Origin of the sequence: Brevundimonas sp. CEF1 (genome assembly GCF_051353055.1) — a bacterium.
In the GTDB taxonomy this organism is placed as follows: domain Bacteria; phylum Pseudomonadota; class Alphaproteobacteria; order Caulobacterales; family Caulobacteraceae; genus Brevundimonas.
Map to the genome: position 1 here is coordinate 3,383,656 of NZ_CP195593.1, position 15,990 is coordinate 3,399,645.

Sequence of the window (15,990 nt, forward strand, 5' to 3'; positions counted from 1 at the left end):
GGTCTTTGAAACGGAAAACCCGACAAAAACCGCCCCAATTCGGCCCCGATCCGACGCGGCGTATTCGACAAACAGGGGGCTGAAAAGAACAAGGCCGCCGAGCGTGAAACGCTCGACGGCCTGCTTGGGGTCCGGCGCAGGAGGGGGAGGGAGCGCCGGTCCTCTGGACTTCGCGGCCGGGAGGGGGAGGGGGGCCGCGTCGTCTGATTGGGTAGATAGTCGCCAGATATGGCGGATCAAGGGCAGGATCAGCCTTCTTTCGGGTCTTTTTCATGCGGCGCCTTGCCGCGCCCCGACAGGCCCTTGAACCAGCCGCCCCCCTTGGGTTTTTCCGGCGGCGTCTTGCGCGGCGCATAGGGTTCGCCGTCGCCCGACAGCAGGACCGCGATCCAGCGCGAACCCTTGAATTCGGCCAGAATCGCCATGGCCATGACCGCCAGGGGCGTCGACAGGAACATGCCCGGCACGCCCCACATCTTGCCCCACAGGGCCAGGGCCAGCAGGACCACCACGGGGTCGATGTTCTGATTGTCGCCCTGCATGCGCGGCTGGATCATGTTGCCGACGATGAAGAGCAGGGCCTGCAGGCCGACCAGAAGAATCAGGGCGGGCCAGTAGCTCTCGAACTGGACCAGGGCGAACAGGGGCGGGGCGCAGCCGGCGATGGCGCCGCCCAGCACCGGAATGAAGCCGACGATGAAGATGACGAAGGTCCAGAACTCGGCGTTCTGAAGCCCCACGGCCCGCATCAGGACCCAGGCCACAGCGCAGATCATGACCCCCGTCACGGCCTGAACCCACAGATAGCCCTCGACCCCGCCACGCACGCGATTGAACACTTCCAGCGCCTCGTTGCGGGCGCCGCGGTCGGGGAACATGGCGACGATCTTCTTCCTGAAGCCCGCCTGCGAAGCCAGCAGGAAGCCCAGATAGACCATGACGAAGAAGGCGCCCGAGGCCACGCCCTGGGCCTGCATCGCCGTCTGGGTCAGCCAGCCGCGCAGGTCGATGCCCGCGATCAGGTCCTGCAGGGTCGGCGGGTCCTTGACCCCGACCAGGCCGCTGACGTCGGCGATGATGTGGTCCAGGCGCGGACCGATGCTGGCCGAAACGCCCGAGGCGTCGGTGAAGAAGCCCGCCGCCCCATCGACAATGATCCAGATCGACAGAAGGAAGCCGAGCACCACCACGATCAGGGCCGCCGTCCCGGCGAAGCGCGACGGCACGGGCGTCCGATGCTCGATGGACCGCTTCACCCCGTCGATCATGATCATCAGGAAGATGGCCATGGCCAGGGGCGTCAGGATATCCCGCAGCCAATAGAGGGCCGCGCCCGACGCCACGACGGCGATCAGGACCAGGGCGTTGCGTGCGACCGAGGAGGTCGGAACCGAGATGGGCAGTTTCATGAGCGGGACTGTCGGCGGCGTCGGGGACAGCGTCAATCGCTGTAAAGCCGCACGGTTCCGCCTTGCGGCCTCGCCTCGGTCGGCTAAGCATGGGGGCAGACTGCAGGAGACGACTGAATGACCGACGCCCCCGCCGCCCTCTTCCTCGGCCAGTCCTTCGAGGGCGCCGCTGAAAACCTGCTGTTCAAGCGCGCCAACCGCCACGGCGTGGTCGCCGGCGCGACCGGCACGGGCAAGACCGTAACCCTGCAGATCATGGCCCAGGGCTTTTCCGACGCGGGCGTCCCGGTCTTCTGCGCCGACGTGAAGGGCGACCTCTCGGGCATCAGTCAGGCGGGCGACACCGCCAAGTTCGGCGAGCGCGCCGGCAAGATGGGGCTGACCCTGACCGGCAAGGCGGCCCCCGTCGTCTTCTGGGACCTCTATGGCCAGAAGGGCCACCCGGTGCGCGCCACGGTGTCCGACATCGGCCCGACCCTGCTGGCCCGGATGCTGGAACTCAACGACGTGCAGGAGGGGGTCCTGACGGTCGCCTTCCACGTCGCCGACAAGGAGGGCCTGCTGCTGCTGGACCTGGAGGACCTGCGCAGCCTGCTGGCCTATGTCGGCGAGAACGCCCAGACCATCGGCCGCGAGGTCGGCAATGTCTCGCCCACCTCCATCGCCGCCATCCAGCGCGCCCTGCTGCAGTTGGAGCAACAGGGCGGCGACGCCTTCTTCGGCGAACCGGCCCTGCGGCTGGAGGACATGATGCGCACCTCCCTGGACGGGCGGGGCCAGGTCAATGTGCTGGACTCCACCCGGCTGATGAACAGCCCGCGGCTGTATGCGGCCTTCCTGCTGTGGCTGCTGTCCGAGCTGTTCGAGCAACTGCCCGAGATCGGCGACCCGGAGAAGCCGCGCCTGGTCTTCTTCTTCGACGAGGCCCACCTTCTGTTCAACGACGCGCCCAAGGGCCTGCTGGAAAAGGTCGAGCAGGTGGTGCGCCTGATCCGCTCCAAGGGCGTCGGCGTCTATTTCGTCACCCAGAACCCGGCCGATATTCCCGACACTGTCCTGGCCCAGTTGGGCAACCGGGTGCAGCACGCCCTGCGCGCCTACACCCCCGCCGAGCAGAAAGGCCTGCGCGCCGCGGCCCAGAGCTTCCGCACCAATCCCGGCTTCGACACGGCCGAGGCCATTCAGGGCCTGGGCGTGGGCGAGGCCCTGGTCTCGACCCTGGACGACAAGGGGGCTCCGACCGTGGTGGCCCAGACGAAGATCCGTCCGCCGGACTCACGCCTCGGCCCCGCCACCGACGCCGAACGCGCCGCCGTCATGGCCGCCAGCCCGGTACGCGGGACCTATGACACGGCGGTCAACCGCGAGTCCGCCGAAGAGGTCCTGAACGCCCGCCGCGCCCAGGCCGACCGCATCGAGGCCCAGGCTCAGGCCGACGCCGCCGAGGCCAAGGCCGCCGAAAAGGCCGCCCGCTCGGCGCCCGCCCCGGCGCGCGAACGCGCCGCGCCTCGCGCTCGCGCCTCGTCCCGTCAGACCCCGATGGAGGCCCTGACCAAGTCCGTCCTGCGCACCGCCGGCTCGACCATCACCCGCGAACTGCTGCGCGGCGTCCTGGGCAGCCTGAAGCGGCGGTAGGGGCCGGCCCTCCAGTCTCCGTCACCCCGGAAGGCCCAAAGGGACGATCCGGGGCCCAGGCGCCGAAACCCATGGCGAGGACGCAGAAACCTCAACCGCCTGGGTTCCGGGTTCGCTATGCGCCCCGGAATGACGGCTGAGGGTGGGAAGCGGGCTTCAACGCGGCTTGCTCGCTCCCTTGAGAAAGGTCCGCCGTACCGCGTTGAAAGCTGCTGCCTTAACTGCGGCACGTTCCGCAGGCGATAGGGTATCGTCGTGTTCAGCGACGTATTGATCCGGAGCCCTAGTCTGTGGCGTTGTGGCCTTCCGGCGAACCCAAGATCGAAAAATACCAAACATCCGCGAGGCTATCCCGCTAAATTGAATTTCCGCAACGGGTCGATAGCAGACAACCGCCCCCGCCTCAGCCCCTCGGAGTCAACCGCCACATCCTGAGCGGATGCCGCACCGCCCCCGCCTCCTGACCCGCCGCATCGCCGCGGCCGATGTAGAGGTCGGCGCGGACGGGGCCGCGGATAGCCGAGCCGGTGTCCAGCGCCATGACCAGACCGCGATAGCTGGCGCGGGCGCCGACCAGATTGCCGCCGTCGGCTTCGATCCAGACCGCCTCGCCATAGGTCCAGCGCGAGGGGTCCACCGCCACCGAGCGGCGCGCGGGCAGGGGGACCCCGGCGGCGCCGGTCGCCTCCTTGCCGTCGTCGGGGCTGACGGCGAAGAAGATGTAGCGTGGGTTGAGGGCCATGACCTCGCGCGCCTCGGCGCCGCGATGGGCCGACAGCCAGCCGCGAATGGCGTCGCCTGAGGTGCCGTTCTGGGGCAGCAGGCCGCGCTCGGCCATGGGGCGGGCGATGCCGACGAACCTGGCGCCATTGTCGGCGGCGTAGGCCGCACGCAGGCGGGCGCCGTCGGGGAAGCTCAGGGTCCCCGAGCCCTGGATCTGCAGGAAGAAGAGGTCCTCGGCCTTCATCCAGGCCAGGGCCGTCGACTGGGCCGACCCCGCCTCGATGGCGGCGCGGTCGCCGACCTCGGACAGGTTGGTCGGGCGGCTGAGCACCGGGGCGTCGAACTCGGCGTCGGGCGTGCGACGGGCGGGGTATTCCGGCGCGAAATAGGCCGTCAGCAGACCGGCGCGACCGTCGTCGGTGCGGGCTTCCGTGGCGACGAAATTGCTCTCGAGGAAGGCGCGGGCGTCGCTGGGCGACAGGCGCCGCGCGGCCAGGTCGCGCGCGCGCGCGCAAACGGCCTCGGCCGCCGCGCCTCGCGCCCGAACGCAGCCGGCGACATAGGCGCGCAAGGCGGCCAGATGGTCTTCCTCGGCCCAGCCCGGCAAGGCGGTCAGGCTCATCCCCTCGACGGGAGTCGGCGGGGTGATCGGGCCAGGACCGGGCGACACCGGCGGCACGACCGGCGGGGTCGAGGCGCAGGCGGCCGCCAACAGCAGCAGCGACAGGCCGCCGAGCCGGGCCGCGCCCGACCGGTCGAACGGCAGGGCGGAGGCCAGGGCGCGCATCAGGCGCTGGCCGGCTCGACGCGGGCCAGGGCCCAGTTGGGATCGGCGGCGCCCAGGGCCCGCTCGAAGGTCCACAGTTCGGCGGTGCGGCGCTCCTCGGTCGAGGCCTCGCCCTCGGCCGGGGTCACGGTGCTGCGCATCTCGGCCAGGAAGCGGACCTTGGCGACGGCGCGCTCGTCCTTGACCGTGGCCAACTCCAGATCGGCGCGGGGCGTGTGCAGGAACTCGGCCTGTTCGCGCTCGCCGCGCGCTTCACGCGCCGCGATGCCGGCCTCGAACGAGGTCATGACCGATGGGGTCAGCAGGGGACGCAGGGCCTCGCGGTCGCCCGAGGCGTAGCCCCGCACGATGGTCTCATAGGCCTGCCGGGCGCCCTCGACGAAGCGGGCCGGATCAAAGGCGGGATCGCGCGCCTTCAGCCCGGCGATGGCGGCGGCCGTGGCGGCGTCCAGGCCCGGCGTGGCGGGGGCCGGCGCCTGGCCGGCGATGGCGGCGGTCTGGGGCAGACGGGCGTCTTCCTGGGGCTGACGGCCGACCTTCTTGCCCAGCACATTGTAGAGCATGAACAGCAGCACCGCGGCGACGATGGCGAACATGACGATCTGGAATTGGATGGGCACGGGCTTCACCTGATTGGCGCGCGCCCTGGGGGTGTCGGCGGGCGCGCATCTGTTGTCCCGAGGATTAGGGGGCGTTCCCGCCGGGCGCAAGGCGAGGGGGGATCAGAACACCGGTCTCGACGTTGCGGCCAATAGCCTCGCCGTGTTAGTCGCGGGCCCTTCACCCCGGGCCCGGAGCGGTCCGGCGTCCCTCGTTTTCAGACTGACGGCTTTCCTTCATGACCGACGCCACCGCCCCCGCCGACGCCGCCAACGGCCAGACCACGACGCTGGAAGGCCAGGGCCAGCCCGCCGGTCCCGGCTTCCGCATCCTGGCGCAATACGTCCGCGACCTGTCCTTCGAAAACCCGCGCGCGCCGGAAAGCCTGCGCATCGACGGCAAGCCCGCCATCGACATGGGCGTGGAAATGAACGCCGCAGGTCGTCCCGACGGTCTGTTCGAGCTGGACCTGAAGCTGTCGGTCAAGGCCACCGGCGACGACAAGAACCCGGTGTTTCACGTGGAACTCGTCTATGGCGGCCTGTTCGCCCTGAGCGGCGTCGCGCCCCAGGACATCGAGCCCATGCTGCTGATCGAGTGCCCGCGCTACCTCTTCCCCTTCGCCCGCCAGGTCATCGCCCAGGCGACGTCGGACGGCGGCTTCTACCCGCCCTTCATGGTCGACCCCATCGACTTCGCCGCCATCTACGTCGCCCGCCAGCAGCAGATCGCCGGCGGCCCGGCCGAAACCGGCCAGGCATAATATAAGAAAGACCGCTAACGCCCGTCGCGCGGCGACGGCCTGCTTGAGCGGAAGATTTGGGGGCGTCCGATGGGGCGCCCCTTTTCTATTTCAGGTTGGGGTTAGCGACATGCTGAAGGTCATCGCCGAGGACTTCATCAAGCCCGAGCACGTCGAGGCGGTCATGCCCCTCTATCGCGAACTGGTGCGGCTGACGCGCGAGGAGCCTCTGTGCCGGGCCTATGATCTGTTCACGGATCAGCGCGCGCCCGGTCACTTCATCTTCATCGAGGAATGGCCCGATCAGGCCGCCCTGGATGTCCACTGCGCCAGCGAACATTTCCGTCGCCTGGTCCCCCAGATCGACGCCTTCCAGGAAAAGCCCGGAACCTACATCCTCATGGACCCGGCGGTTTAGGCCGCCGCCTCGTCCTTGGCCTCGACCGCGACGGTCACGCCGTAGCCGGCCCACAGGCTGTGGTCCTTCAGCGTCGCTTTCAGGAAGGCCAGATGCGCCGCCTGCTCCGCCTCGGTCGAGCGGAAGGGCAGGGGGTGGGGTCGCGCCCCATGACTGACCGAAGCGGCGGCCGCCGTGGCCTGGGGACCGCGGGTCGTGGTCAGATCCAGCGCCCGCTCCTTGCCCCCGCGCAGCTCCAGATAGACCTCGGCCAACAGGCGGGAGTCGATCAGGGCCCCGTGCAGGGTCCGGTCCACCAGCGAGATCTTGAAGCGCTTGCACAGGGCGTCCAACGAGTTGGGCATGCCCGGAAAACGCTTCTGCGCCAGTTGCAGGGTGTCGATCCACCGCGCCTGCTCCGGCGGCTTCTGGCCGATGCGGCTGTATTCGAAGTCGATGAAGTTGCGGTCGAAGTTGGCGTTGTGCGCGATCAGGGGCGCATCGCCGATGAACTCCAGAAGGTCGCCTGCGATCTCATGGAACTTGGGCGCGTCCTTGACGTGATCATCGGTGATGCCGTGGACCCGGATGGCGTCCGGCGGGATCAGCCGCTCGGGATTGACCAGGCGGTGAAAGGTCCGCCCCGTCGGCAAGAGGTCGTAGATCTCGATGCAGCCGACCTCGATCAGACGGTCGCCCGTCTTGGGATCAAAGCCAGTGGTTTCAGTATCGAGAACGATTTCGCGGGCCATGGACCCTTAATGCCGGGCTTCGATCTTTTGCGAAAGGCTCAAGCCGCCTTCAGGGTCGCCTGAACAGCGCGCGCTACCGCCAGACTGCGTTCGGCCTCCGCCACGTTCCCGTCCTCCAGATGCCAGGCCGCCGACAGACAGGCGTGACAGAAGCCATAACCGAGAACAGCGGCGACGGGCCGCTGCGCCGCCGGCGCCAGAACGTCCGCCAGACGGCGCGCTCGCACCGGGTCGGTGCGCAGATCCTGACGCTCCAACGGATTGTAGAGCAGGTTGGCCGCGTCATAGGCCGGGTCGCCGATGAGGCCGTGCGGATCAATAGCCAGCCAGCCGCGTCGCCCAAACAGGATGTTGTCATGATGCAGGTCGCCGTGCAGCGGTTGAACCGGCCCGCCCGCCAGGGTCTTCAGCCACGCGCTGGCCTCGGCAAACAGCCCCCCTTCGCGCTCGCCCGCCGCAGTCAGGGCGGCGAACCGATCCGTCATGGTTTGCAGGCCCTCGGCGCGACGATCCGAAGGGGCGTGTAGAACCCGCAGCACCTCAGCGGCGATCAGGGTCGCGGCGGCGTCGCCGTCCTGATCCAGCACCTGGGCCAGGGTCCGTTCGCCAGCGTCCTCCAGCATCTGCCAGCCGCCGTCGACGGCCAGCACGCGCACAGCGCCCAGACCTTGGCGCCAATCGAGATAGGCTATGGCGTGGGCGGCGTCCGACGCCGCCTGGGCGCTGACGCGCTTGACCACCACCGGATCGCCGTTCAGGCGGCGCGCCCGCCAGACCTGACCGCCGACGCCCTCGGCCAAAGGCGTCGCTTCAATGATGCCCCAGCTTGACGGCAGGGCCGACGGCGTCATGGCTCGACGCGAACAGGTTTGGCCCAATCCCGCGACAGGACTGTACCCACGATCTGGGCCACCTGTTCGCGCGCCGCGTCCAGGCCTTGGCCGGTATCGACCAGGAAGTCGGCGCGGCGGCGCTTCTCGGCGTCGGGCGTCTGGCGCGCCAGGATGGCCTCGAAGCGCTCACGGGTCATGCCGGGCCGGGCCAGAACCCGCGCCGCCTGAACCTCCGGGTCGGCGGTGACCACGACCACGGCGTCCACGAAGGCCTCGCCGCCGGTCTCGAACAGCAGGGGGATGTCCAGCACCGCCAGCCGCACGCCCTCGGCCCGCGCCGCCGCCAGATCCTCGGCCCGGTCCTGGGCCACCAGAGGATGGACGATGGCTTCCAGGCGTTTGAAGGCGGCTTCGTCGCGACCGAGCCTCTCGGCCAGACGGGTGCGGTCCACAGCGCCGTCGACGACCACGCCGGGGAAGGCCGCGCCCAGCGGTTCGACCGCCGCGCCGCCATGTCCATAGAGGCGATGCACGGCGGCGTCGGCGTCCCACAACAAGGCGCCTTCGTCGGCGAACATCCGCCCCGTGGTCGACTTGCCCATGCCGATCGAGCCGGTCAGGCCGAGGATGATCACGCGGCCTCTCCCAGATGGGCCAGCAGCAGGGCGCGCAGGTCCAGCGGCGGCGGCGGTCGGCGGAACAGAGCGGTGAAGGAGGGCGCCGCCTGACCGATCAGCATGGCCAGGCCGTCCACCGTGGTCAGCCCACGCGCTTGCGCCACCGCCAGAAAGGGGGTGACGACGGGCTTGTAGGTCATGTCCATGACCACGGCGGTCGGCTTCAGCATCGACAGGTCGATGCTCGGCGGCACGCTCAGCGCATTAACGACCAGATCGGCCTCAACCAGGGCCGTCTCCTCCGCGACGCTGACCGAGGGGCCGAGATCGGCGGCCAGGGCCTCGGCCCGGTCGCGTGAGCGATTGAGGATTCGGATTTGCGCTCCCGCCTCGATCAGGGCGCCGGCGCCGGCTCTAGCCGCCCCGCCCGCACCGAGCATGACCACGACGGCGCCTTGCAGGTTCAGCCCCGGCGCCTGTTCGGCCAGGGCGTAGAGAACGCCGACGCCGTCCGAGCTGTCGGCGCGCACCCGCCCCGCCTCAAACACCAGGATATTGGCCGATCCGGTGGCCTTCGCCGCCTTGCTGGCCTCGTCGGCCAGGGCGAAGGCCTGTTCCTTGAAGGGGGCGGTGACGTTCAGGCCCTGGACCAGACCGGCGCGGCCTGCGGCGACCAGGGCGTCGAACCCGGCGGCGTCCTTGGGCGCGAAGGGCATATAGGCGCCGTCGATGGCCCCGGCTTCCAGCCAGGCGTTATGGATGACTGGGCTGAGCGAATGGGCCACCGGCTGGCCGGCGATGCCGGCCAAGAGGGCCGCGCCAGTGATGCGATTGGGGCGAGTAGGGGAGGGGCTCACGACAGGATCACTCCGGCGCGGCGCAGTTCGGCCAGCACCGGCCAAAGCGGCAGGCCCAGGACGGTGAAGTAGTCGCCCTCGACCGCCTCGAACAGTTGCGAGCCCAGGCCTTCCAGCCGGTAGGAGCCGACGCAGGCCAGCAGGGCCTCGCCTTCGGCCGCGAGATAGGCGTCTAGGAAGGCGTCGGAAAAGTCGCGCATCCTCATCTCGACCGTGTCCACGCCGGACCAGACCACCTGGCCGTTGCGGGCCAGAGCGGCGCCGGAATGCAGTTGGTGGGTGCGGCCGCGCATGGCCATTAGCCGTTCGCGCGCCGCCGCAAGGGTCGGGGCCTTGGACACCAGGCCCCCGTCAAAGGCCAGGGTCTGGTCGGCGCCCAGGACCCAGGCCTCGGCGTCGTGGCGCGACACGGCTAGCGCCTTGGCTCGCGCCAGCTCGACCGCCAGTCCCACCGGATCGACGCCCGGCGTCTTCAGCGCGTCCTCGTCCACATCGGCGACCTGAACCGTGAAGGGCACGCCTGCATCGGTCAGGACGGCGCGCCTTGCTGCGCTCTTGGAGGCCAGGATCAGGCGTTCGCCATCGGTCGTCGTCACGAGGGGGCTCCGGGGGTGTCCTGGCGACGGCTGCGCCGCTCGCTCAACAGGTTGATAATGGCGGCCGCAGTCTCCTCGACCGAGCGGCGGGTCACGTCGATGGTCGGCCAGCCGCGCCGTTCGAAGGCGCGGCGCGCCTTGACCGTCTCGTCGCGCACGGCGTCATGATCGACATAGTCGGAGGCCCGCGCGGCGTTCAGCCCCTCCAGCCGGTTGCGGCGGATCTGCACCAGACGATCCGGCGACACCGTCAGGCCGACGACCAGCGGATGCTTCAGCTGGGTCAGCCGCTCGCCGTCTTCCTGGCCCGGCACCAGGGGCACATTGGCGGCGCGGATGCCGCGGTTGGCCAGATAGATGCAGGTCGGCGTCTTGGAGGTCCGGCTGACGCCGCACAGGACCACGTCGGCGTGCTCCAGCTGATCCAATGTCCCCTGTCCGTCGTCGTGGGCGATGGCGAAGTCCAGAGCGCCGATGCGGTTGAAATAGCCGTGGTCCAGCGCGTGCTGAGCCCCGACGCGGGTCGAGATATTGGTGCCCAGATAGCCCGAAAGAGCGCCCACCAGAGGGTCCAGGGCCCCGATCTGCGGCGTCTGCAGCCGACGGCAGCCTTCCTCCAGCTGTTCGCGCAGGTCGCGGTCGACCAGGGTGTGCAGGACCACGCCCGGCGCCCCCGCCACCTCCTCCAGCACCCGCTCCATCTGCCTGGGCGAGCGGACCAGGGCGTAGATATGTTCAATGGGAATGACGCCGTCGAAACGGGCGATCACAGCCTTGGCCATGGCGTTCAGGGTCTCGCCGGTCGAATCCGACACCAGATGGACATGGAAATAGGTGGCGAGGCGCGATGACGGGCGTGTGGGGCTCATGGCTCTGATCGTCTCCTCATCCTTCGCGCCCGGATAGGCTCTGACTCTGTCCCCGACAGCCTGTGCAAAAGCCTGGGCGCCGTTCGACATCGCCTGGGCGCCGCCAGGGCGCCGATTGGGCGCCGAATCCTCTAGCAAGCTCGGACGCCGGTCGCGAGCGGGGATCGCGGGCGCCGATGGCCGAACGGCGCCTGGAGTCATTCATACAGGCGCCGAATTTCTATCCTCACCAGGGGATAAGGCGCCTTGTCCAAATTTGGCGCCCGGCGCCTTTCCCACAACGGCGCCCAGATCGGACTCCTGCTACAGCAGACTCAGAGCGGGTTATCCCCGCAATCAACACACCATGACGGCGGCCCTCGGATTCATTCGCCCGCCATCGGGGAGAAGTCTGTCGATCATCGGGAGGATCGGATTCTATCCCCGCGTTCCAGCCCCCTGCTTCCAACCTCCAATTTTCTTTCAATTCTTAAATCTGAATAGGGATTGAGGCTTGGAGGTGTGCATCCTAAAGCCCAAGGCATGAGCACCCCTCTTCTGATCCAGGCTCTCCAGGGCCAGACTACGACCCGTCCGCCCGTGTGGTTCATGCGTCAGGCGGGGCGCTACCTGCCGGAGTACCGCGAACTGCGGGCCAAGGCGCCGGACTTCATCGCCTTCTGCATGAACCCGGAGATGGCGGCCGAGGCGACGCTTCAGCCCATGCGCCGGTTCGGCTTCGACGCGGCCATTGTTTTCGCCGACATCCTGCTGATCCCGGGCGCCCTGGGGCAGAAGGTCTGGTTCGAAGCCGGCGAAGGCCCGCGCCTGGGCGCCCTGCCGTCGGTGGAGTCCATGCGGGAGCTGGCTTCCGGGGCAGGGGAGGCCCTGAAGTCGGTGGGCCAGACCCTCAGCCTGGTGCGCGCTGAACTGGAGCCGTCAAAGGCCCTGATCGGTTTCGCCGGGGCGCCCTGGACCGTGGCCACCTATATGCTGGACGGAGAAGCCCGCACCATCGGCAAGGGCGAACGGGCTCAGGCCCGGACCTACGCCTATGCCGAACCGGAAAAGGTCGCGGCCCTGCTGGAGGTTCTGGTCGAGTCCACCGCCCATTATCTGAAGATGCAGCAGGACGCCGGCGCCCAGGTGTTGAAGATCTTCGAGAGCTGGGCCGAGGGCCTGCCCGACGATCTGTTCGAAAGTCTGGTCCTGAAGCCTCACCAGGCGCTTGTGGCCCGCGCCCGCGCCCTGGGGGTCACGGTGCCGCTCATCGGCTTCCCAAGGGGCTCTGCGGCGCTTGCAGAGCGGTATGCGAGCAGTTGCGACGTCCAGGCCGTGGCGCTGGACACCGCCTGCCCTCTGGAAGTCGGCAAGCGGGTTCAGGCCATCAAGCCGATCCAGGGCGCGCTCGACCCCCTCCTGTTGCGCGCCGGCGGCGATGCGTTGGATCGCCGCGTCGACCAACTGCTCGAGGCCTGGGGCCAGGGACCGTGGATCTTCAACCTGGGTCACGGCATCCTGCCCGACGTGCCGATCGCCCATGTCGAACAGGTCCTGCGCCGGATCGGAGCCCAGTGACCATGACCGCCGAGGCCCATCGCCCCAACCGCCGCGTGGCCGTGGTGCTGACCAATCTCGGCGGACCGGACGGGCCTGACGCGGTCAAACCCTTCCTGTTCAACCTGTTCAACGATCCGGCCATCATCGGTCTGCCGGGGATCGTGCGCACGCCTCTGGCTCGGTTGATCTCCACGCGCCGCGAGAAGTCGGCCCAGGCCAACTACGCGCGGATGGGCGGGGGCTCGCCCCTGCTGCCCGAGACGCTGAAGCAGGCGGCGGCCCTGTCCGAAGCCCTGGCCGAGGCGGCGCCGGGCGACGAGACAGAGGTCTTCATCGCCATGCGCTACTGGCATCCTCTGACCGAGGATACGGCGAAGGCGGTGGCGGAGTTTCAGCCCGACCATGTGGTTCTGTTGCCCCTCTATCCGCAGTTCTCGACCACCACGACAGCCTCGTCGCTCAAGGCTTGGCGCGAGGCCTATAAGGGGCCGGGCGAGGTCCACGCCGTCTGCTGCTATCCCGACGCCGAGGGGCTGATCGAGGCCCAGGTCCGTCTGATCCGCGAGACCATGGACAGGGCCGAGGGCCGACCGGTGCGCGTGCTGTTCTCGGCCCACGGCATCCCGGAAAAGCTGGTCGCGGCCGGCGATCCCTATCAGGCCCAGGTCGAGGCCACGGTCGCCGCCGTCGTCGCCCGCATGGGGCTGACCGACTGGGCCATCTGCTATCAGAGCCGGGTCGGGCCGCTGAAATGGCTGGGGCCGTCAACGCCCGAGGCGGTCGAACAGGCGGGCCGGGACGGGGTCGGCGCCGTGGTCGTGCCCATCGCCTTCGTCTCCGAACACATCGAGACCCTGGTCGAACTGGATCACGAATACGCCGAACTGGCCGAACAGGTCGGCTGCGCCCCCTATCTGCGCGCGCCCGCCGTCGGCGTGGAGCCGGCCTTCATCGCCGCCCTGGCCCAGGCCGTCGAGGCGGCGCTGGAAACCTCGGGGGTAGCGCCGCAGGGCGCGTCCAGGGGTGGACCATGCGCCCACTTGAAAGCCTGTCCCGGCGGCTGTTCAAAGGCGGCCTGACCGGTCGAGGGGGAGCCTCATGGACTATTACAACCTCGCTCGCGGGCTTCACATCCTGGCGGTGATCGCCTGGATGGCCGGCATGCTCTTCCTGCCGCGCCTGTTCGCCTATGACGCCGAACAGAAGGCCAAGCCTGAGCCGTTGCGCGGCGAGATGCAGGCCCTGCTGCGCCTGTGGCAGACGCGCCTGCTGCGCATCATCATCAATCCGGCCATGATCCTGGCCTTTGTCTTCGGCGGCTGGCTGCTGTGGCTGCGCAGCGGCGACGGCGCCGACTGGTCTTTCGCCCACCAGCCCTGGATGGTGACCAAGCTGACCGGCGTCTTCCTGCTGGCGGCCTGGCACGGCTTCCTCGCCGGTCAGAGGAAGAAGATCGCCGCCGGGACGTCGAAATACTCGGGCCGTTTCTGGCGCATGACCAACGAGATTCCCTTCCTGCTGGCGATCGTCATGGTGCTGTCGGTGACGCTGGAGTGGACATTCTAGGGGCGATATCGCGAGCGACGCGGTCGCTCACTGCTTGAGCGCAGGTCCCTTTTGATACCGCCTTGCTTGACGGCGCCCGGTCATTCGTGGTTCGGCTGGCGATGAACCGTTCGGCGTAGGCCGCAGGGCGGTCCCTCTCTTCTCGCGACGCCTGCCGGTTCGATCCTGCGGGAGCCCGTCGCCCTCCCTCTGGCCGCAAGGCCGCGACATCGACAGACGAACCGCCCTCGACGCTCTTTGCGTCCGAGCGCGTGAGCGAGCACGCCATGACCGACACGCCTGAAAACAACGACCAATCCTCGGAAGTGGTTGAAACTGTTGCTGAACGTCCGCGCAAGACGCTGACCTTGGGCGGGTCGCGCGCTGCCGCCGAACCGACGCCGGAACCGGAAGTCGAGATCGAAGCGGTCGCGGAGATCGTCAACGACGACACCGGCGTCGACACGACGGCCGACGACGAGGACGAGGACGGCGAGCCCATCGTCCCCAACGGCCGCATCACCCTGCAGGAACTGAACGAGAAGACGCCGGAAGACCTGGTCGCCTTCGCCGAGGGCCTGGACATCGAGAACGCCGGCAACCTGCGCAAGCAGGACCTGCTGTTCGCCATCCTCAAGACCCTGGCCGACGAAGAGGTCGAGATCATCGCCTCGGGCGTGCTGGAGATTCTGCCGGACGGCTTCGGCTTCCTGCGCAGCCCCGACGCCAACTATCTGCCCGGCCCGGACGACGTCTATGTCTCGCCGTCGCAGATCCGCCGCTTCGGCCTGCGCTCGGGCGACACGGTGCACGGCGCCGTGCGCGGCCCGCGCGAGGGCGAGCGCTACTTCGCCCTGCTCAAGGTCGACACGATCAACTTCGAAGACCCGGAGATGGTCAAGACCAAGGTCCTGTTCGACAACCTGACGCCGCTCTATCCCGAAGAGCGTCTGCACATGGAAATCCAGGACCCGACGCTGAAGGACCGTTCGGGCCGGGTCATCGACATCGTCGCCCCGCTCGGCAAGGGCCAGCGCTGCCTGATCGTCGCCCCGCCGCGCGTGGGTAAGACGGTCATGCTGCAGAACATCGCCAAGTCGATCGAGAAGAACCACCCGGAAGTCTTCTTGATCGTCCTGCTGATCGACGAACGCCCCGAAGAAGTCACCGACATGCAGCGCACGGTGAAGGGCGAGGTCGTCGCCTCGACCTTCGACGAGCCCGCCACCCGTCACGTCGCCGTCGCCGAAATGGTCATCGAAAAGGCCAAGCGTCTGGTCGAGCACAAGAAGGATGTCGTCATCCTGCTGGACTCCATCACCCGCCTGGGTCGCGCCTACAACGCCACCGTCCCGTCGTCGGGCAAGGTGCTGACCGGCGGCGTCGACGCCAACGCCCTGCAGCGGCCCAAGCGTTTCTTCGGCGCCGCGCGCAATGTGGAGCAGGGCGGTTCGCTGACCATCATCGCCACGGCCCTGATCGACACTGGTTCGCGCATGGACGAGGTCATCTTCGAAGAGTTCAAGGGCACGGGGAACTCAGAAATCGTCCTGGACCGCAAGGTCGCCGACAAGCGCATCTTCCCGGCCATCGACGTGCTCAAGTCCGGCACCCGCAAGGAAGACCTCATCACGCCGAAGGATCAGCTGGCCAAGACCTATGTCCTGCGCCGAATCCTCAACCCCATGGGCCCGCAGGACGCCATCGAGTTCCTGCTCGACAAGCTGCGCCAGTCCAAGAACAACGGCGACTTCTTCCAGTCGATGAATACATAATTCCGGCCCTAGCGCCGCCCGCCCGGCGGGCGGCTGCTTGAGGGCATGTTTCACGTGAAACACGCGAGGGCGTCATGAAGCTGAACATCGAGATCGACTGCACCCCGGCCGAGGCCCGCGCCTTCCTGGGTCTGCCCGACGTGACGCCGCTCAACGACCATCTGGTGGCCGAGATGCAGAAGCGGATGGACGCCAATATGGCGGCCATGCAGCCCGATGAACTGATGAAGACCTGGACCAGCTTCGGGGTTCAGGCCCAGGATCAGTTCCGACGCCTGATGGAAGCCGCCGTCACGGGCGCGCCCAAGGGCTGA

At 68.4% G+C, this 15,990-nt stretch carries 17 protein-coding genes; 8 read left to right on the plus strand and 9 right to left on the minus strand.

Going from position 1 to position 15,990, the window contains the following annotated elements; all coding sequences use genetic code 11:
- Positions 1 to 248 precede the first annotated feature (248 nt).
- Positions 249 to 1,409 carry an AI-2E family transporter gene (locus ACR9FL_RS16905; protein WP_436356473.1) on the minus strand — a complete coding sequence of 387 codons (1,161 nt, stop codon included), beginning with the start codon at positions 1,407 to 1,409 and terminating at the stop codon, positions 249 to 251.
- 117 nt (positions 1,410 to 1,526) lie between these two features.
- On the opposite strand from ACR9FL_RS16905, the gene ACR9FL_RS16910 reads away from it, so the two are divergent.
- The gene (locus ACR9FL_RS16910; protein WP_296177201.1) at positions 1,527 to 3,044 is read left to right on the plus strand and encodes a helicase HerA-like domain-containing protein; all 1,518 of its coding nucleotides are present in this window, start codon (positions 1,527 to 1,529) and stop codon (positions 3,042 to 3,044) included.
- A gap of 403 nt (positions 3,045 to 3,447) precedes the next feature.
- Here the strand turns inward: ACR9FL_RS16910 and ACR9FL_RS16915 are convergent, their stop codons facing one another.
- Both ACR9FL_RS16915 and timA read right to left on the minus strand, forming a co-directional pair.
- Positions 3,448 to 4,554, minus strand: a complete 1,107-nt coding sequence (locus ACR9FL_RS16915; RefSeq protein WP_436356474.1) for an MltA domain-containing protein — start codon at positions 4,552 to 4,554, stop codon at positions 3,448 to 3,450.
- Positions 4,554 to 5,168, minus strand: coding sequence for a TIM44-related membrane protein TimA (gene timA, locus ACR9FL_RS16920; protein ID WP_296176936.1), 615 nt, complete (start codon positions 5,166 to 5,168; stop codon positions 4,554 to 4,556). Before timA ends, ACR9FL_RS16915 begins: the two co-directional genes overlap by 1 nt.
- A gap of 224 nt (positions 5,169 to 5,392) precedes the next feature.
- Between timA and secB the strand changes: the two genes are divergently transcribed.
- Together secB and ACR9FL_RS16930 are read left to right on the plus strand one after the other, a co-directional pair.
- On the plus strand, positions 5,393 to 5,917 hold the full coding sequence (gene secB, locus ACR9FL_RS16925; RefSeq protein WP_296176902.1) for a protein-export chaperone SecB: 525 nt from the start codon (positions 5,393 to 5,395) through the stop codon (positions 5,915 to 5,917).
- 109 nt (positions 5,918 to 6,026) lie between these two features.
- Positions 6,027 to 6,314: a putative quinol monooxygenase gene (locus tag ACR9FL_RS16930; RefSeq protein ID WP_436356475.1), complete on the plus strand. Its 288-nt coding sequence runs from the start codon at positions 6,027 to 6,029 to the stop codon at positions 6,312 to 6,314.
- On the opposite strand, the gene dnaQ is transcribed toward ACR9FL_RS16930, so the two are convergent.
- Genes dnaQ through ACR9FL_RS16960 form a run of 6 tightly spaced genes read right to left on the minus strand, consistent with a single transcriptional unit; the run spans position 6,311 to position 10,817 of the window.
- Positions 6,311 to 7,045, minus strand: a complete 735-nt coding sequence (dnaQ, locus tag ACR9FL_RS16935) for a DNA polymerase III subunit epsilon (RefSeq protein WP_436356476.1) — start codon at positions 7,043 to 7,045, stop codon at positions 6,311 to 6,313. The two genes, ACR9FL_RS16930 and dnaQ, sit on opposite strands and share 4 nt — an antisense overlap.
- Before the next feature lie 38 nt (positions 7,046 to 7,083).
- Positions 7,084 to 7,896, minus strand: coding sequence for an aminoglycoside phosphotransferase family protein (locus ACR9FL_RS16940; RefSeq protein WP_436356477.1), 813 nt, complete (start codon positions 7,894 to 7,896; stop codon positions 7,084 to 7,086).
- On the minus strand, positions 7,893 to 8,513 hold the full coding sequence (gene coaE, locus ACR9FL_RS16945; RefSeq protein ID WP_436356478.1) for a dephospho-CoA kinase: 621 nt from the start codon (positions 8,511 to 8,513) through the stop codon (positions 7,893 to 7,895). The genes ACR9FL_RS16940 and coaE overlap by 4 nt, the downstream gene beginning before the upstream one ends.
- The gene (locus ACR9FL_RS16950) at positions 8,510 to 9,352 is read right to left on the minus strand and encodes a shikimate dehydrogenase family protein (protein WP_436356479.1); all 843 of its coding nucleotides are present in this window, start codon (positions 9,350 to 9,352) and stop codon (positions 8,510 to 8,512) included. Before ACR9FL_RS16950 ends, coaE begins: the two co-directional genes overlap by 4 nt.
- Positions 9,349 to 9,948 (minus strand): Maf family protein, encoded by a 600-nt coding sequence (locus ACR9FL_RS16955; protein WP_436356480.1) that lies wholly within the window; start codon positions 9,946 to 9,948, stop codon positions 9,349 to 9,351. The genes ACR9FL_RS16950 and ACR9FL_RS16955 overlap by 4 nt, the downstream gene beginning before the upstream one ends.
- A complete protein-coding gene (locus ACR9FL_RS16960) occupies positions 9,945 to 10,817 on the minus strand; it encodes a pyruvate, water dikinase regulatory protein (protein ID WP_436356481.1) in 873 nt (290 codons plus the stop codon). The genes ACR9FL_RS16955 and ACR9FL_RS16960 overlap by 4 nt, the downstream gene beginning before the upstream one ends.
- Before the next feature lie 522 nt (positions 10,818 to 11,339).
- Between ACR9FL_RS16960 and hemE the strand changes: the two genes are divergently transcribed.
- From hemE to ACR9FL_RS16985, 5 genes are all read left to right on the plus strand, one after another.
- Positions 11,340 to 12,374, plus strand: coding sequence for a uroporphyrinogen decarboxylase (gene hemE, locus ACR9FL_RS16965; RefSeq protein WP_436356482.1), 1,035 nt, complete (start codon positions 11,340 to 11,342; stop codon positions 12,372 to 12,374).
- Between the two features lie 2 nt (positions 12,375 to 12,376).
- Entirely contained in the window at positions 12,377 to 13,435 is a 1,059-nt protein-coding gene (gene hemH, locus ACR9FL_RS16970) for a ferrochelatase (protein WP_436356483.1), read from the plus strand.
- 19 nt (positions 13,436 to 13,454) lie between these two features.
- Entirely contained in the window at positions 13,455 to 13,922 is a 468-nt protein-coding gene (locus ACR9FL_RS16975) for a CopD family protein (RefSeq protein WP_436356484.1), read from the plus strand.
- Between the two features lie 266 nt (positions 13,923 to 14,188).
- Positions 14,189 to 15,676, plus strand: a complete 1,488-nt coding sequence (rho, locus tag ACR9FL_RS16980) for a transcription termination factor Rho (RefSeq protein ID WP_436356485.1) — start codon at positions 14,189 to 14,191, stop codon at positions 15,674 to 15,676.
- A 74-nt stretch (positions 15,677 to 15,750) separates the two neighbouring features.
- Positions 15,751 to 15,990 carry a DUF6489 family protein gene (locus ACR9FL_RS16985; protein ID WP_105564219.1) on the plus strand — a complete coding sequence of 80 codons (240 nt, stop codon included), beginning with the start codon at positions 15,751 to 15,753 and terminating at the stop codon, positions 15,988 to 15,990.

Coding starts and splice junctions, on each gene's coding strand:
- ACR9FL_RS16905 (WP_436356473.1), bottom strand. CDS start 1,409: ATGAAACTGCCCATCTCGGTTCCGACCTCCTCGGTCGCACGCAACGCC.
- ACR9FL_RS16910 (WP_296177201.1), top strand. CDS start 1,527: ATGACCGACGCCCCCGCCGCCCTCTTCCTCGGCCAGTCCTTCGAGGGC.
- ACR9FL_RS16915 (WP_436356474.1), bottom strand. CDS start 4,554: ATGCGCGCCCTGGCCTCCGCCCTGCCGTTCGACCGGTCGGGCGCGGCC.
- secB (WP_296176902.1), top strand. CDS start 5,393: ATGACCGACGCCACCGCCCCCGCCGACGCCGCCAACGGCCAGACCACG.
- ACR9FL_RS16930 (WP_436356475.1), top strand. CDS start 6,027: ATGCTGAAGGTCATCGCCGAGGACTTCATCAAGCCCGAGCACGTCGAG.
- dnaQ (WP_436356476.1), bottom strand. CDS start 7,045: ATGGCCCGCGAAATCGTTCTCGATACTGAAACCACTGGCTTTGATCCC.
- ACR9FL_RS16940 (WP_436356477.1), bottom strand. CDS start 7,896: ATGACGCCGTCGGCCCTGCCGTCAAGCTGGGGCATCATTGAAGCGACG.
- ACR9FL_RS16960 (WP_436356481.1), bottom strand. CDS start 10,817: ATGAGCCCCACACGCCCGTCATCGCGCCTCGCCACCTATTTCCATGTC.
- hemE (WP_436356482.1), top strand. CDS start 11,340: ATGAGCACCCCTCTTCTGATCCAGGCTCTCCAGGGCCAGACTACGACC.
- hemH (WP_436356483.1), top strand. CDS start 12,377: ATGACCGCCGAGGCCCATCGCCCCAACCGCCGCGTGGCCGTGGTGCTG.
- ACR9FL_RS16975 (WP_436356484.1), top strand. CDS start 13,455: ATGGACTATTACAACCTCGCTCGCGGGCTTCACATCCTGGCGGTGATC.
- rho (WP_436356485.1), top strand. CDS start 14,189: ATGACCGACACGCCTGAAAACAACGACCAATCCTCGGAAGTGGTTGAA.
- ACR9FL_RS16985 (WP_105564219.1), top strand. CDS start 15,751: ATGAAGCTGAACATCGAGATCGACTGCACCCCGGCCGAGGCCCGCGCC.